The organism is bacterium, from assembly GCA_037128595.1.
Lineage (GTDB): Bacteria > Verrucomicrobiota > Kiritimatiellia > CAIKKV01 > CAITUY01 > JAABPW01.
Genome location: JBAXWB010000002.1, coordinates 112,435 through 128,771, shown reverse-complemented (window position 1 = coordinate 128,771; position 16,337 = coordinate 112,435). Strand labels below are relative to the sequence as shown.

The following is a 16,337-nucleotide window of genomic DNA, read 5'->3' as shown; positions in this document are numbered from 1 at the left end:
AAAGAAAAGAGAACCGGTATGTTAAGAACCCGTAATATGGTGGTGACTTTTTGTATTGCCTCGCTATCGCTTTCTACCCTGGCGGGAGAGGCACCATCCCGGATGGCGGCGGCCCCTGCGCTGGTCGCCGGTATAAAAGTTCAGCCGGACAAGGCTCCGGATTGCTCCTCACTGAAGGCCATTGCCGAGTCCGTTACGCGAGGTTGCAAGAATAATGATGAAAAAGCCATTGCGGTCTACAATTTCATGATTCTGACGCATTACCATCGCAACTACCCGAACGAGCCGGGTGGCCTGTCAGTGCTCAAGGAGATCAACTGCTACGGATGGAGCCTGTGTGGCGGTCTTCATAGCGAGCAGTCGGCGATCTGGCGTGAGTTGGGCTGGAATTGGCGTTTTGTCGGTTGGGATGGTCACACGACGGTGGAGGCGCAGTATGATGGTCGCTGGCACTACCTGGATGCTTTTCTCAAGTTCTACGCCTGGATGCCGGATGGTAAGGGGGGACGCACCATTGCCGGTGAAGACGATCTTAGCAATAACGCGCAAACGCTGGTCACCGGGGCTTTTGAATTGGACAAGGCCCGTAACTGTGTCTATGCGAAAAATAATGCTTTTGTGACGAGCGGGGAGCAAGTCAACTGGCAGGCGCCAGCCTTACTCTCCTGTGGCGATACGCTCGACGGCGTAGTGAAGGGGCTGAAGAGCCATCGTGCCGGTAATAGTGCGGATAGCTGGATGGGCATCAATCATGCCACGGGATCTTACTCCACCGATGTGAACCTCGCTCCGGGCTACGCCATCGAAAACACATGGGATGCCCAGACAAATGCCTGGTTCTGGATCGGCAATAAGATGGCGCCGCGCCATACATGCCCCGGGCATAAGGATACGCGTAATGACCCTGCTTATGGCCTTGTCCTGGAACCATACATCAACAGCAAGCCAGGCCGGAGTTATGCCAACGGCATGTTGAACTTTGCACCGGACCTCGCCTCGGAGGCCGTGCTGAAATCGTTTGCGTCGACAGACAATGTCAAGCATGTGGGCAAGGCGCTTGTTCCGGTCGCCGCCGGTGCTCCCGGCCGCGTCACGTTCAGTCTGGCGACGCCCTATATGTTCACGCAGGCCAGCGGTGAGGCGGTTGGTGCGGACATCGTGGAGGTTTCGACAAATGGAGGTGTCACGTTTGTTGCGGTTGATGTGAAGGATTTTTCACAAGAAATCAATGGACATCTCGAGGTTCTCGTCAGGGTCACGTTCAAGGAATCATTGTTGGCGCTGAAGGTGCAGGCGGTGTTCCAGAATAACCCGGGCGCATTGCCTTACCTGTCGCCGGGACGCAACGAAGTGAACGTGTCTGTTGCGGATCCCAAATCGTTGGGGAATAATCAGTTGATCGTGACGTATGCCTATCGGCTCGGTTCGCGCGCCAAAAGTTTTGCAAAACTGTGTGCGGACGGCCGAGAAATTGCGAAACAGCACAACGCGAAATGGTCCGACACTATTACGGTGGTGCAGAAGCGCTTCTCGGCCAAGGATTTACCCGCCAAAATCGTCATCGACTGTCCTACTCCCAAGGGGCAATACCCCGTTTATCCCCGCATGGTCTCTGTGCGCCGGGAAGTGGTGGTTCCGGGAGGCGTTGTGCAACCGCTGCCAGCTGGTGCGGAGGAGGCAAAAGTGGCGTCTGAAGCCGAACTCCAGACGCTTCCCAGTCCGTTTCTGGTAGGGACTCAGCCGCCACCGGCATGGGCTGCCTCCGGCTCAAAAGAAAAAACCTTGGAGGGCGGGGCGGGTGACATGTCCTCGCCCATTGGCGGTGGGATACCTGTCAAAAGTGATGAAACCATGAAGATTCCGCTGACCTATGTGAATTTTTTAAACGACAAAGGGGAGTCGGGTGTTAGGGGGGCGCTGCGTTGGCCCAAGGCAAGCGATGCTCCCGGCAAAGTGGTGGCCGGGATGGTGTTGGTCAAGGGGGACTTGAAAAAGTTGGCAGGCAAGCATATTGCTGCCGTTCGTCTGGTGGTGCCCGTCGCTGAAAGTCATAAGAGTGCACCGGCTAAACTCGGGGCATTTCTGCTTGTGGTACCCCCTGATTTTCGTAAGGCGTTTAAGGAGGGTGGTTTGCCTGAGGTGGCTGGAACGTGTATCGTTCCCCTGCGGGAGATGCCTTACAATCCGGCAAAGCCGTTCTCCATCGATGTAACGGATGCCGTCAAGGCGTCGGTCAAGTCGGCGACCCCGTTCTATGGGTTTGCCCTGCGGTTAGTTCCTGATCGCGAGGTTGACAATGGTTATACGGTGAGTTGCAAGATTTCGCCGACCGATCCCGTGATTCTGGAGGCTGACCTTGTCACCAAGTGAGGCTTTGGATGAGGAGCGCATGACTGAATACATATTGAAGTCAAGTTCATTGCCGTTGAATGATTCCTGGGATGTCATTGTCGCCGGAGGCGGTCCGGCCGGGTGTACCGCGGCGGCGGCGGCGGCGCGTGAGGGGGCGAAAACGCTGCTGCTGGAGTCGACGGGGGCGCTCGGAGGGATGGGCACTTCTGGCTTGGTACCGGCTTGGTGCCCTTTTACTGACAAGCAACGCATCATTTACGGGGGCATGGCGGAGAAGCTCCTCAAGGACTGTATCGGCGGCATGCCACATGTTTCAGCGGACGGATTTGATTGGACGCCCATTGACCCCGAACTGTTGAAACGACTTTATGATGACCTCGTGACCCAGTATGGTGTAACGGTTCTGTTTAACTCTTTCGTGACGCGGGTGGAGTGTGACGTGCCGGGTCACATTGATGCCGTTATTGTGGCCAACAAGGCCGGTCTTACGGCCTTCAAGTCCAAGATTTATGTCGATGCAACAGGGGACGCCGATGTAGCGGTTTGGGCTGGTGCGGAATTTGAGAAAGGTGACGAGTCAGGGAACCTTCAGCCTGCGAGTCACTGCTTTACGCTTACGAATGTCGACATGTATGCGTATCAGCATTGCGGTATGCTGAAGAACAGTCCCAGTCATAATATCATTGATGATATTGTGGCTTCGGGCAAATACCCGAACATTCCCGACCACCATGCCTGCAATAACATGATCGGACCGGGCGCAATCGGGTTCAACGCCGGTCATATCTGGGAGGTGGATAATACGGATCCCTTTTCGGTCAGCAAAGCCCTTATGAAAGGGCGGAAAATGGCTAAAGCGTTTCGCGACGCGTGTGCTGAATATTTCCCTTCAGCCTTCGCTAATGCCCACTTGACCCAGACGGGAGCGCTACTCGGAATCCGGGAAACCAGGCGTGTCACGGGGGATTACACGCTTACCGTCGATGATTTCATTAACAGGCGTCATTTCCCGGATGAAATATGCCGCAACAGTTATTATGTGGATGTTCATCACAAGAAAACTGAGATTGCGAGAGACAAGGAGCTGGCGTCAACCGCGATCCGGCTCGAGGCCGGTGAATCGCATGGCGTTCCGTATCGCTGCCTGACGCCCAAGGGACTACGCAATGTTCTTGTGGCAGGTCGAAGCATTTCCACGGATCGTCCGGTTCAGGGAAGTACGCGAGTGATGCCTGTGTGTCTGTGCATGGGCGAAGCGGCGGGTCTTGCCGCGGCAATGGCCGCAGGTGACGGATCGACCGATGTTCATGCGGTCAATACCGATGAGTTGAGAAACCGGCTCAGACATTACGGGGCGTACCTGCCCTCAGGCGATCGAGGTGAGATGTGAAGTCAAAGAATACAAGACAAGATGGAGGTGATGCCGAGCACGCCGTTGATCCGGCCTTCGAGGCGCGCTGTCAGCATGTACGGGAGCATTTCTTTTCGCGTAATCCCAAGTATTGGCCGTGTTTTAAAGACCCTGGCTTCAGCCAGATCATTGAATTCAGGAACCGTCACCTGAAACCGGATCACCGGCTGCTTTCCTACAATGGCGGGGTGGGCCTGCGCCAGCAATTGATGACGCAGGACCGGATTCCACCGGGAATTCAGTTGCCGGGCGGTCAGCCTGATGGCCTGCTGCGCTTTGCCGCGGCGCTGTCCAAGGATTGGGAAAATCCTGCCAGCGTTGAGAATGTGATCACCATGCCCTGCGATCCCGCCATTTACGGGGCGATGATGGGGTTGCTGGCCAACCCGAATCTGGTCTACACCGAATATTCAGGAATGGCTGATGAACTGGAGAAAAATGTGGTGCGCCAGATGGCGTCCCTCGCAGGCTATGACGTGGGGCAGGCGGCCGGGTTGTTTACCCAGGGAGGCACCTTTTGCAATCTTTACGGGTATCTGACGGGCATCCGGAAATCGCTGCCGGACGCCAAGCGCCTCGGGATGGGGGCGGGGCGTGATTACCGGATTATGAATTCGCAGGGCGGGCACTATTCGAACATCACCAACTTATCGCTACTGGGTGTTGATATTGAGGGCCGGACGATCCGGATCAAGATCAATGAACGTAACGAGATCGATCTGAATGATCTTGAACAGCATTTGCGTGCCTGCTTTTGCCTGGGGTGCCCTGTTCCCGCCATTATGCTCACGATGGGAACCACGGATACGTTTGCCGTGGACCGGGTCAAGCCGGTATATGACTTGCGCAACCGCCTCTGCGAGCAGTACGAAGTGAAAGTGAAGCCCCATATTCATGTCGATTCCGCAATCGGATGGGCGCTTCTTTTCTTTCTTTCTTATGATTTCGACGGCAATCCGTTGCACATTAATGAGTCAACCCTGGGCGGGCTGCGCCGGAACGTGGAGTTGTTCAAGGAGTTACAGTTCGCCGATTCGTTCACGGTTGATTTTCAGAAATGGGGGTATGTGCCCTACACATCAAGTCTGGTGATGTTCAAGGACAGGGATGACTTGAAGGCGCTGGAAAATGATCCTGAGAACTTCTCATATTTCGAGAGGGATGTTCAGGGGCAGTCCCATCTTCAATCCACGATTGAATGTTCGCGCGGGGCGGCAGGGGTCTTCGGGGCCTATGCGGCCTTGAACTATATGGGTATCGAGGGGTATCAGGTCGCGATTGCGAATTGTCTGCAAAATGCGGATTATTTCCGATACCGGCTCGGACAATTTCCGAACATCAAGGTGGTGGCTCCCGAGAATCAGGGGCCGAGTGTGGGGTTCAGGATCTATGATCCGGCCATTGTATCGGATGCAGAGGCGGCGTATGACTTTGAATATCAGACGTCCGGGAGCCCGGAATACCTGACCTGGCTGCAGCGCAACAATGACTGGCATCGGCAGCTGTTTTTGCAGCGTGGGAAGGTCGGGTTGTTTACCAACTGGGTCGAATTTGTGGCCCATACCGCCTATGACGCCAAGGGCCGTTACCACCGGCTTCCCGGTGAGAAGGCGGTGTTCTTAAACCCTGTCACCACCCGGCGCGAGATTGATTTGTTCATCAATCATCTGATGTCTTGATGGGAAAAGGCATTACTTCACAATATCGAAGTTGCAGACGAGCGGCAGGTGGTCCGAAAAGGTGACGGGGGGCATTTGGAAATCGCGGATGACGATGCCCGGGCTGTGCAGGATGAGGTCCAGTTCCATCTTGGGTGACCAGCTCGGGTAAGTGGCGGCATGGCTGATGTTGGCACTTTTCAGGTTGGTGGCGGCGAGGAATAATTCAATTTCAGGATCGCCCCAGAAGACATTGAAATCGCCTGCGATCATATAGGGCGTTTTCAAGTCCTTCACCAGCGAATACAGCTCGCATAACTGGTGCTGGCGATGGCGGAATTTAATGGAGAGATGCACCAGGAACAGGGTGACTTCCTCCAATTCCAATTGGATGACCAGCCGTTTCACCCCGTGATCAAAATAGAGGAAGCGCTGTTCCTTGATGACATCACGGGTCAGGAAGGCATTCATCTGGCGGTTGGCAATGGGCATGAACCGGACCCAGGAGTGGTCCCCGTATTTGGATTTGTACGTGTGGTAGTGCCCCAGGGCGGAAGCAATATATTCGGCCTGATTCTGCCGGCTGGAGCGGAAGGACCCGCCATCCACCTCCACCAGACCGACAATGTCCGGCTGCTGGGCATGGATGAAGGCGGTGATCTGGTCCAGCATGGGGCCGGTCCGTTTCAGGTAGCCGGAGCCCGGAAAGGGGAGATGGAAGCGCCGCCCGATGCCTGCCCCGTAGCGTACGTTATAGAGTAGGAATTTCATGATGGGCTCATGGGGTGGAAATGGTCCCGCTTCCGAGCACCAGGTCATCGGCATAGAAAACCACAATCTGGCCGGGAGTGATGGACATCTGGGGCTCGTCAAAAATGGCCTCAATCAGGTCGGTGCCCGGCAGTGCCTGAATGACGGCCGGAGCCTCTTTGTGTTGTTGCCGGATTTTGGCGTGAACCCGGAGTGGTTGGGTGGGAGCGGCGGGGAGGCCGATCCAGTTCAACTCCCGGGCGACGAGCCGGCTTGAAAACAGTTCCGAATACGCCCCGACCACTACCGTGTTGGTGCAGGCATCGATCCTGAGGACGTGCAGGGGATCTGCGGTGCCGCCGATGCCCAGCCCTTTACGTTGGCCAATGGTGTAATGGATGATGCCGCGGTGCTGGCCCAGGACCTGGCCCTGAAGGGTCACAATGGGCCCCGGCGTCTGCTCCTTCTCGCCAAAAAGGACCCCGTAGTCCTTGCTCTCAATGAAATTCTGGCTCTCCGGTTTGTCGGCCACATCATCCCATCCGATTTCCCGCGCGATGGCTTTGACCTCGGGTTTGGTCATGCCGCCCAACGGGAAAAGGACCTGGCTGAGCTGGGTCTGGGAGAGGTGCGAGAGGAAGTAGGTCTGATCCTTGGCCGGATCCACGGAGCGGCGCAACTGCCAGCGGCCGGTGGCGGAATCCTGTCCCACCTGGGCATAGTGGCCGGTGGCAAAGGTATCGAAGGCGATCCCCTGTGTTCGGGCACGGTCCAGCAGCAGGCCGAATTTCATGCTGCGGTTGCAGCGTACGCAGGGATTGGGGGTGCGGCCGGCGCGGTATTCGGCACGGAAATAATCGAGCACCTCCGTGTTATATTCCGGCGCCAGTGAAATCACATGGTGGGGAATTCCCAACCGGTCGGCCAGGGCTTTGGCGGCGGCAATATCACGGGGTTCCCCCGGGCCGTAGCAGCCCGAAAGCCCTTCGTCGAGGAGGGGAAGCGAGCCGTCCCAGATCTGCATCGTCAGGCCAAGGACATCAAGTCCCTGTTTTTTGAGCAGATAGGCGGCCACGGAGGAGTCAACCCCTCCACTCAAGCCGACGGCGATCGTTGGATGATGGTGTGAAAGCATCCGGTAATAATGGGGAAATGTGCGGGTTAACGCAACCGGAAAGAGAGAGTGAGATAATGATTAAGACGGGGAAGGCAGGGTCTTTTGTTTTTGACTCATTTCGGCTCTCCGGATGCGACAGAGCGCATCCCTCCATTGTGAAAACACCTGATATTTTCATGATTTCAATTATTAATGGAGGGTTTCGCTCTGTCGAAACCAGTGCCAAAAGGGCCAAAACAAAAGACCCTGGACGGGGAAGGGGTGGTCATGCACGTTTTCCTTTACGCTTTGGCCGATAATCAGGTAACTTAACCGCCCGATTGAGACAGCGTGAAAGATCTGATTCCCGATAAGCTGGGTCCCGGTGAGAGTCGGGGGCTATGCGACGGAGACGGGCAAAATCCCGCCAGGACCGGAAGGTAGCAACGGTATGCCAGGTGTCCGGGCGCCGTAGTTTTTCTGATTTGAGCCGGGGCCCGGCTTAACGGGAATCAGGGATTGCGTTGAACTGACAAAACCGGGGAGATCTGTTTATGGCGTATGAAGTGTTGGCAAGAAAATGGCGGCCGCAACAGTTTGCGGATGTGGTCGGGCAGGGGCATGTCACGCAAACGCTGCAGAATGCCATTACGGCCAACCGGATCGCCCACGCCTACCTTTTCGTCGGACCGCGCGGCACGGGGAAAACCTCGCTGGCCCGGCTTTTTGCCAAGGCCCTGAATTGCAAGAACGGGCCGACCATCACCCCTTGTGATGCCTGTGACTCCTGTCGCGAGATTGTCTCGGGCACCTCGATGGATGTTCTGGAAATCGACGGGGCCTCGAACAACGGCGTCGAGCAGGTCCGGGATTTGCGTGACAATGTGAAATTCGCGCCCGTGCACGGGGCCTACAAGATCTACATCATCGATGAAGTCCATATGCTCAGCACGGCGGCATTCAATGCCCTGCTGAAAACGCTCGAGGAGCCGCCAGCCCATGTGAAGTTTTTCTTTGCCACCACCGAAGCGCACAAGGTGTTGCCCACGATCGTATCGCGGTGCCAGCGTTTTGACCTGCGGCGCATCCGGACGGAATTGATTGTGGAGCGGCTGAACCTGATTGTGAAGGAGGAGCACATCTCGCTCGACAGCGATGCCGCCCTGGCGATCGCCCGGGGGGCCGAAGGGGGACTGCGGGATGCGGAATCCGCCCTCGATCAGCTGATCGCCTTCAGGGGGGATACGATTACCGAGGCGGATGTCCTGGCCGTGTTCGGACTGGTGTCGCGCCAGACTCTGGAAGCCCTGGCGATGGCGGTCCTCAAGGGCGATGTGACGGAGCTGGTCCGTATCATTGGTGAGCTGGATGCCTCCGGCAAGGACATGCAGCGGTTGGTGCTGGAGTTACTGGACCAATTCAGGTCTCTGCTGATTTTCATCTGTGCGCCCACGTCCGCCGCCAGTCTGGATATTGTCGAGAGTCAGCTGGAAAGTTTCAAGAAACAGGCCGGGCTGGCCACGCCTGACCGGTTGATGCGGATCGCGGAAATCCTGTCGCAGGCGGAAGACCGCATGCGTTATTCCCTTTCCCGCCGGACCCTGGTTGAGACGTCGCTCATCCGGTGCGCGCTCTCCACGCTGGTGTCCGTCGACGAGTTGTTGCAACGGGTGGATGCGTTACGGCAGTCGTTGGGGATTTCTCCCGCCGTTGCCGTTGCGCCCACCGCCGTACGGGAAGCCGCTCCCGCCCCTGCAGCGCGGCCTGCGCCGCCGCCCGTGCGTGTGGCGCCCGCGGCGCCCCCTCCGGCCGCCCGGCCCGCTCCGGTTAAACCGGCTTCGGCTCCGGCGTCCGCGCCCACGCCGGCCAATGAACTGGACCATCTGATGGCGCAATGGCGGAGTGAAATTGTGGAACGTGTCGGGCGGGTGCCGACGGCCGCCCTGGCGCGTAACCTGCTGCTGGATGCCCGTCCGCTGGCGGTGGAGCCCATGCGGGTTGTGATCGGGTTTGATCCTGAGTTTTCCGGTAATCTTGAGAAAATCAAGGTGCCGCACTACCTCAAGGCCATTCAGGGAGTGCTGACCACCTTTTTGAAACGGCCGGTCAATGTTGAGTTTCAGCTGATTTCATCGGCAGGGCCGGTGGATGTGCCGGCGGATCATGTCGAGGAAAAGACGGGCGCGAAGTCACGGCAGGATTGGTACAAGGAGCCGGTGGTGCGAAAGACCCTCGAGTTTTTCAACGGGTCCATTACGGATATCCGGGAGTAGTGTGTAATCCCTAATCGTAATCTTAATCTTAATCATAATCCTATGGAGACGAAATCATGAACGTAATGAAGATGATGAAGCAGGCCCAGACGATGCAGAAGGACATGGAGCGCGTTCAGGCCGAGCTGGCTCAAAAACGGGTGGAGTTTTCCAGCGGGGGCGGAATGGTGACGGCCGTCGCGACGGGGGATGGCAGTATTTCCGGTATCAAGATTGATCCCCGCGTGATTGTGGCGTCCGACAAGGAATTGCTGGAGGATATGGTGTTGGCCGCCGTGGACGGCGCGATCAAGAAGAGCCGTGAGATGGCCGCCGCGGACATGCAGAAGGTGACCGCCGGTCTGGCGATGCCGGGCCTGTTTGGACACTAACACGCCATGAACGGGCTTGAGTATCTCGATCGGATCACCACGGCCCTGGGTAAACTCCCGGGCATCGGGCGGCGTTCTGCCGAACGCATGGCCTACCGCCTGGCCGGTGATCCCGAGGGTGTGCTGCGGGAACTCGCCCTGGCGTTGCAGGAGGCCCGCGAGAATATCCGGCTTTGTAACCTCTGCGGCAGCCTCACCACCGTGGCGGAAATGCCCTGCCGGATCTGTACCCATCCTTCGCGGGACGGGGCGATGGTGTGTGTGGTGCAGGATCCCAGTGATATCGTGGCCCTTGAACGGACCGGCATCTATAAGGGGCGCTATCATGCCTTGATGGGGATCATTTCGCCGATGCATGGGGAGGGACCGGGCGATATCCGTCTCCAGGCGCTGTTTAAACGGCTGGATACCGAGGGCTTTCAGGAGGTCATCCTGGCACTGGGAACGGATGCGGAAAGCGAGGCGACGGCCAGTTACATTGCCGAGGTGCTGAAACCGCGGAAACTCCGCATCACCCGTCTGGCCACCGGTATTCCGGTGGGGAGCGGAATTGGCTATTCGGATGGCCTGACGTTGGCCCGCGCCATGAAGGGGCGGCAAAGCCTGTAAATGTAAGGAATAGGATTCATGTCATCATTACCTGAAAAAATTCTAAAGCGCAGTGATTTTGCGTCCTATCGGCGGCTACTTCAATACACGCGTCCTTATCTGGGACGGCTGACACTGGGCGTGCTGTTCGGGTTTATCTGTGCCGGGGCGAATACAGGGCTGTTGGCCTTTGTGAATAAGGGAATCCCGTATTTTTACAGTGCGGAGACGCCCCGCCATACCATCATCCTGATTGCGCTGGTGTTGCCGGCGGTGGCCTTGATCCGTGGGATTGCTGATTTTATCACCCGCTATCAGATCCGCTGGGTTGGGTCACGCGTGGTCATGGATTTGCGCAATGCGATTTTCGAAAAATTGAACGAACTCTCCTTGTCCTATTTTGTTTCCAGCCGTTCCGGTGAACTGATTGCCCGCACCACCAATGATCCGATGGCCGCTGAAAATGCCGTCTCCGTGGTGGTGGAGGATCTGGCCAAACAGCCCCTGACGTTGATCGGGGCCGTTGGGTACCTGATTTATATTGATCCGTGGCTGGCGTTCATCAGTCTGGTATTGTTTCCGATCTGCATCATCCCGGTGGCCATCTTCGGCCGCAAGTTGCGCCGCTTCACGCGGGAGGCGCAACAGCGTGTGGCTGATCTGGTGTCCGTATTACAGGAGACGATTGGAGGCGTACGCGTCGTCAAGGCCTTCGGGATGGAGGCCTACGAGGGTCGTCGTTTCGGTGATCAGAACCTAGCCTTTTTCGGGCGAACGATGAAGGGGGTGAAAGCCAATACCTCGGTCGAACCGATGATTGTTTTTATCTCCTCCTTTGGATGCAGCCTGGTGTTGATCTACGTCTGGGCGCGCGGCATGCCCGTCAGTGACTTCCTGACGTATGCGATGGCCCTGTTCATGATGTACGAACCGGTCAAGAAGATCAGCCGCATTCATCTCCAGGTTCAGCAGGCCTTGTCCTCGGCAGACCGGATTTTTGATCTGCTGGATACGCCGGTGGATGTGAAGGAACGCGCCGGGGCGGTCGCGTTCACCGGTCCTGTGCAGTCCATCACCTTTGACAAGGTGATGTTCGCCTACGGGCAGGAGCGCACGATCCTGGATGGGGTGGACCTCGAGGTACGCGGGGGACAGCGCATCGCGATCGTGGGCGGGTCGGGGTCCGGCAAGACCACGCTGGTCAACCTTCTGCCCCGGTTTTATGACGTGACCGGCGGGACCATGATGATCAATGGCCGGGATGTCCGTGAGTTCACGATCCCGTCGCTCCGGCGGCTGATGGGGATTGTGACGCAGGATACGGTGTTGTTCAACGACACGGTGGCTAATAATATCAGCTATGGGTCGAAGGAGGCGTCGCGGGAGGAAATGATGGCGGCTGCCAAGCGGGCGTATGCCCACTCCTTTATCATGGAGATGCCCCAGCAGTATGAGACGGTCATCGGCGATCTTGGTGTCCGGTTGTCCGGGGGGCAGAAACAACGTCTGGCCATTGCCCGCGCGATGCTCAGGAATCCACCCATTATGATTCTGGATGAAGCCACCAGTGCGCTCGACACCGAGTCGGAACGGTTGGTGCAGTCGGCGTTGCATGAACTGATGACAGGGCGGACGGTGTTTGCCATTGCGCACCGGCTCTCTACCATTACGGACTGCGACCGGATTATCGTTTTAGATAAAGGACGGATTATTGAGGCTGGAACGCACGACGAACTATTGGCCCTGAATGGCCAGTATAAGCACCTTTATGATTTGCAGTTTGCCGGATGAGTCCAGATTTTTGATTTTTTCTTTTGTTTAAGGGCATAGTTTTGATATTAACAAGGTTTCCTTTGGAGTGTGTTCCGGGGAGGTGATAGGTGTATCAGTTGAAAAAAGAGGCATATCTATGAAATACGGACGATTTTTCGGGTTCTTAATGGTCGCTGGACTGGCGACAGGCGTGATGACAACCCATTCGGCAAAGGCGCAGGAGAAGGGGGACCGGCATCCCTGGAGTATCTCTGTGATGCCTGGTTTTATGGACATGGAAGGGGATTTCCCGACCAAGGACGGCTTTATCGGATCGGTCAAGTTGGGTTATGAATTAAATGACTGGTGGTCGTTTGAGGGGGGCGCCTTTCTCGCACCCTCGTTGGATGCGCAAACAACACCCCGCCGTGATGCCTCCACCGGTGGAGTCTGGAAAGATGTCAACCTTCTGGCCGAGCAGACCGGAGATGCGGGCATCAGCAGCACCACAGGATATGGCTTCACTTTGGACGCCCTCTTTCATCCCACTCCCTGGAAGCGTCTGGACCCCTATTTGACCATCGGGGGTCAGGGCATCGGATTTACCGATGACTTGAAGGACTATGACCGTTTCGCCTTGGGCATCCGGGCCGGTGGGGGCGTGATCTATAATATCAATGACTCATGGGGCGTGCGCGCTGATTACCGGGCGGCCTTTGCGGAAGGGACGGACAAGGGCACGGTTAACTCCACGACGGAGGTCGGTGTCCGTTATGTGTTTGGAGCCGATGTGCCGCATAAGTTTGTTGTCTCCGGTGGCCCCAAGGACAGTGATGCCGATGGGTTGACGGATGATGAAGAGATCAACGTCTATGGTACGAATCCCCTGGATCCTGACACGGACCATGATGGATTGAGCGATTTCGATGAAGTGCGCAAGTACAAGACGGATCCCCTGAATCCCGATACTGACTTTGACGGGCTGAAGGATGGCGCCGAAGTCTATAACTACCATACCGATCCGTTGTTACGTGATACCGATGGTGGTGGCGTGGCCGATGGTCACGAAGTGATCGAAGATGGCACGAATCCCTGCGCTGGGCATGGGGCGGATGACTTGCAGCTTTTCGAATTGAACATTCAGTTTGATTACGACAAGGATGTGATCAAGTCGGAGTATTTCAAGGACTTGGACATCATTGGCAAAGTGTTGCAGCGGGATCCCGGGGCGACCGCCCGCATTGAGGGGCATGCCGACAAGCAGAAGAAATCCAGCAAGCCGCACAATGACCAGTTGTCTGAGCGTCGTGCCAAGGCCTGCGCCAATTATCTGGCCACCAAGTGGGGCATCAAGCCCTCTGACATGAAGGCTGTTGGTTATGGCTTCAGCCGTCCGAAAGCGAAGAACGATCCGATTGTCGGCAATCCGGTGAACCGTCGCGTTGAGGTGTATATCCGCAAGTCCGGCAAGCCTGAACCGACCGCGCCGATGACGCAGGTGGAAATCAACAAGGTGGGCGCCGTGGTGCCCGTTGAAACGAAATAATCACTGATTATGGTGGAAGGCCCGGAACAGGAATGTTTCGGGCCTTTTTGTTTAAGTGAGAAATCATGAGTCCGGAGATTCCGTTATCCATTGGGCTGCGCCTGCGATTCAAGGTTGAGGCGTGGCTGTTTGCCGGGGCGATGCGTCTGATCCCGTCGCTTTCCCGCAAGAGTGTGACGCGGCTGGCGCGCCTGTTGGGCCGGCTCGGCTGGATCCTCTCCCTTCGGGATCGGCACATTGCCAAAGCCAATCTCGATCTGGCCTTCGGGGAGACGCGTACGGCCAGGGAGAAAAACCTCATTGGACGGCAGGCCTTTACCACGTTTGCGCAAACCGGGCTTGATTATTTCTGGTTTTCCCGCGACCGGGTGCAGCGCATGCGCGAGTGGACGGCCGTAGATGAGTCGGCGCTGAAATGGATGCATCCTGGCCGGTTGGTCGGAGTGACCGCCCATTTCGGAAACTGGGAAATTCTGGGATGGCTCTTTGTCTTGAATGGCGCCAGCGTGTCCAGTGTGGCCAAGCCGGTCAAGAACCCGATGATCGATGCGGAGATCAACCGGATCCGGATGCTCTCCGGGCAACATATTGTGCCGCGGGACGGGGCGCTGAGGGCCCTGGTGCGTGCCTTGAAGAGCGAGGGGACAGTCGCCCTGCTTCTGGATCAGGATACGCTTCCTGCCGAAGGGGGCGTGTTTGTTCCCTTTTTTGATGTTCCCGTGCCCATTTCCTCGGCCGGCGCCGGGCTGGCGCTCAAACTCAGCGCTCCCATTCTGATGGCCTATTGTGTGTGCAATGCCGAGGGGCGCTATTTCTGCTATGCCCGGGAGGTATTTCTTCCTGAACAGATTGCCGGGATGAGTTCCGAGGAGGTGACGGCTAAAATCACCGCCTCCCTGGAAGCGGAAATCCGGCGTAATCCCGGTTGCTGGCTCTGGAGCTATAAACGGTGGAAGCGGCGGCTTCCCGGCGTGGATCCCGCCCGGTATCCCTACTATGCGGATTGCTGAAGCGTCTCAAACGTTCATCAATCATTTTTCAGACAGAATTTACATAATAAGACAAAATGGCGTTGAGTGCGTGCCGATTTGCCATTTTGTACATTTTGTTCATTCTGTCTGATTTTCTTTTCCAGCTTTCGGTTCGGTTCTCCAGCGGCGGTGAATCCAGGTCCATTGGTCGGGGTATTCCCTGACCACCTCTTCAATGACTTTCGTGTAAAGCTGCGTGTAGGCCTGGATCGTTTCCGGCTTGCGGTCCGGCGGCGGGGGGATGGCGGGGTGGGCCTTGATGAGATGCCGGCCATTCTCCAGGCGGATCATGAAGACGGGAACCACGGCCGCGCCGGATTGCGCGGACATATACGCGAGCCCGGGCGAGGTGCAGGCTTTTTTGCCGAAGAAATCAACGAAGATCCCCTCCGTATCAATCATGTTCTGATCCAGGACAAAGGCGACGATCTCATTCTTGCGCAAGGCGCTCAGGCACTGGCGATACGAATTGTGGGCCGGCACAAACTTGAGACCAAACCGGCTCCGGGCATTCATCCAGAATTTATTGATGGCGACATTCTTGATGTTCTTGGTAATCACCGTGGTCGGGAAATCGAACTTGGGGGCAAAGGTGCATAACAGATCGAAGTTTCCCAGATGGGCGGAGAGCACCAGTAGTCCTTTACCTGCGGTGAGAACATCATGACTGTAGGCTTCGTTTTCCCACAGGATATTTTCTTCCAGATAGGCTTTTGAGACGGAGGGGAGCCGGAATTCCTCAATGAGGTTCATCCCGAGATTTTGATACATCCGGTCGGCAATCCCGGCGAGTTCCTGTTCCGTTTTCTCCGGGAAACTGCGGTGCAACGCCTCCAGCGCCTCGTTGCGGCGAAGCCGTAACACAGACCCGAAAAACCAGCCCAATCCCCGTCCGAAGGCGAGGGCGCGCGGAAGCGACAGCCAGGCAAAGAAACGGGTCAATCCTTTTAGTATGAAATGAAGCATAGGGGGAATACCGTATTCAGAAACAGGGTGCGGGTCAAGTCAGGGTGTCACTTATTTTGCCGCTTTTATCTTTACGCTTTTTGCGGAAGAACTCCTGAAGCATGGCACGGCAGGCGTTCTCAAGGATGCCCTGAATCACCTCCGGACGGTGGTTGAGCTGGGGATGATTCAGGATATTGAACACCGAGATGGCGCCCCCCCGCAGGGGGTCTGCCACGCCGAACACGACCACGGGGATGCGGGCCAGCACAATCGCCCCGGCACACATGGGGCAGGGCTCCTTGGTCACATAGAGCACGGTCTCCGTCAGGCGCCAGTCGCCGACGGCGGAGGCCGCCTGGGTGATGGCGATCATTTCCGCATGGGCGGTCGGATCCTTCAGCAATTCGGTCTGGTTATGCGCGCGGCCGATGATGGCCCCGGCCTTGATGATAATGGCCCCCACCGGCACCTCATCCGCATCGGCCGAGAGTTGCGCCTCCCGGAGAGCCAGCTGCATATAATGGTCATGGGTTGGCTCGAACATGAGGTGGCCTCAGGGGG

13 protein-coding genes and 1 other RNA gene are annotated in these 16,337 nt (G+C 56.9%); 10 read left to right on the top strand and 4 right to left on the bottom strand.

The window, feature by feature from the left end; genetic code table 11:
• Window positions 1-18: 18 nt before the first annotated feature.
• From WCS52_01525 to WCS52_01515, 3 genes are read left to right on the top strand one after another with little or no spacing between them, the layout of a single operon-like run.
• On the top strand, window positions 19-2,370 hold the full coding sequence (locus WCS52_01525) for a hypothetical protein (GenBank protein ID MEI6165852.1): 2,352 nt from the start codon (window positions 19-21) through the stop codon (window positions 2,368-2,370).
• A gap of 19 nt (window positions 2,371-2,389) precedes the next feature.
• Window positions 2,390-3,742 carry an FAD-dependent oxidoreductase gene (locus tag WCS52_01520; protein ID MEI6165851.1) on the top strand — a complete coding sequence of 451 codons (1,353 nt, stop codon included), beginning with the start codon at window positions 2,390-2,392 and terminating at the stop codon, window positions 3,740-3,742.
• Window positions 3,739-5,442 (top strand): pyridoxal-dependent decarboxylase, encoded by a 1,704-nt coding sequence (locus WCS52_01515; protein ID MEI6165850.1) that lies wholly within the window; start codon window positions 3,739-3,741, stop codon window positions 5,440-5,442. Before WCS52_01520 ends, WCS52_01515 begins: the two co-directional genes overlap by 4 nt.
• Before the next feature lie 12 nt (window positions 5,443-5,454).
• Here WCS52_01515 and WCS52_01510 read toward each other — a convergent pair whose 3' ends face one another.
• A complete protein-coding gene (locus WCS52_01510) occupies window positions 5,455-6,192 on the bottom strand; it encodes an endonuclease/exonuclease/phosphatase family protein (GenBank protein MEI6165849.1) in 738 nt (245 codons plus the stop codon).
• A gap of 7 nt (window positions 6,193-6,199) precedes the next feature.
• Window positions 6,200-7,306, bottom strand: coding sequence for a tRNA 2-thiouridine(34) synthase MnmA (mnmA, locus tag WCS52_01505; GenBank protein ID MEI6165848.1), 1,107 nt, complete (start codon window positions 7,304-7,306; stop codon window positions 6,200-6,202).
• 351 nt (window positions 7,307-7,657) lie between these two features.
• On the opposite strand from mnmA, the gene ffs reads away from it, so the two are divergent.
• The 7 genes from ffs (at window position 7,658) to WCS52_01470 (ending at window position 14,807) form a co-directional block, all read left to right on the top strand.
• Window positions 7,658-7,756: signal recognition particle sRNA small type (gene ffs / locus WCS52_01500), an RNA gene on the top strand.
• 65 nt (window positions 7,757-7,821) lie between these two features.
• Entirely contained in the window at window positions 7,822-9,540 is a 1,719-nt protein-coding gene (gene dnaX, locus WCS52_01495; protein ID MEI6165847.1) for a DNA polymerase III subunit gamma/tau, read from the top strand.
• Between the two features lie 56 nt (window positions 9,541-9,596).
• Window positions 9,597-9,911, top strand: a complete 315-nt coding sequence (locus WCS52_01490; GenBank protein MEI6165846.1) for a YbaB/EbfC family nucleoid-associated protein — start codon at window positions 9,597-9,599, stop codon at window positions 9,909-9,911.
• Window positions 9,912-9,917: 6 nt separating this feature from the next.
• Complete coding sequence (recR, locus tag WCS52_01485) at window positions 9,918-10,520, top strand: recombination mediator RecR (GenBank protein ID MEI6165845.1); 603 nt, start codon at window positions 9,918-9,920, stop codon at window positions 10,518-10,520.
• Between the two features lie 18 nt (window positions 10,521-10,538).
• On the top strand, window positions 10,539-12,290 hold the full coding sequence (locus WCS52_01480; protein ID MEI6165844.1) for an ABC transporter ATP-binding protein: 1,752 nt from the start codon (window positions 10,539-10,541) through the stop codon (window positions 12,288-12,290).
• 118 nt (window positions 12,291-12,408) lie between these two features.
• A complete protein-coding gene (locus tag WCS52_01475) occupies window positions 12,409-13,797 on the top strand; it encodes an OmpA family protein (GenBank protein ID MEI6165843.1) in 1,389 nt (462 codons plus the stop codon).
• A gap of 65 nt (window positions 13,798-13,862) precedes the next feature.
• Entirely contained in the window at window positions 13,863-14,807 is a 945-nt protein-coding gene (locus WCS52_01470; protein MEI6165842.1) for a hypothetical protein, read from the top strand.
• 99 nt (window positions 14,808-14,906) lie between these two features.
• Here the strand turns inward: WCS52_01470 and WCS52_01465 are convergent, their stop codons facing one another.
• Together WCS52_01465 and tadA are read right to left on the bottom strand one after the other, a co-directional pair.
• Window positions 14,907-15,794, bottom strand: a complete 888-nt coding sequence (locus WCS52_01465; protein MEI6165841.1) for a lysophospholipid acyltransferase family protein — start codon at window positions 15,792-15,794, stop codon at window positions 14,907-14,909.
• A 34-nt stretch (window positions 15,795-15,828) separates the two neighbouring features.
• A complete protein-coding gene (tadA, locus tag WCS52_01460) occupies window positions 15,829-16,320 on the bottom strand; it encodes a tRNA adenosine(34) deaminase TadA (protein ID MEI6165840.1) in 492 nt (163 codons plus the stop codon).
• Between the last annotated feature and the right edge of the window lie 17 nt (window positions 16,321-16,337).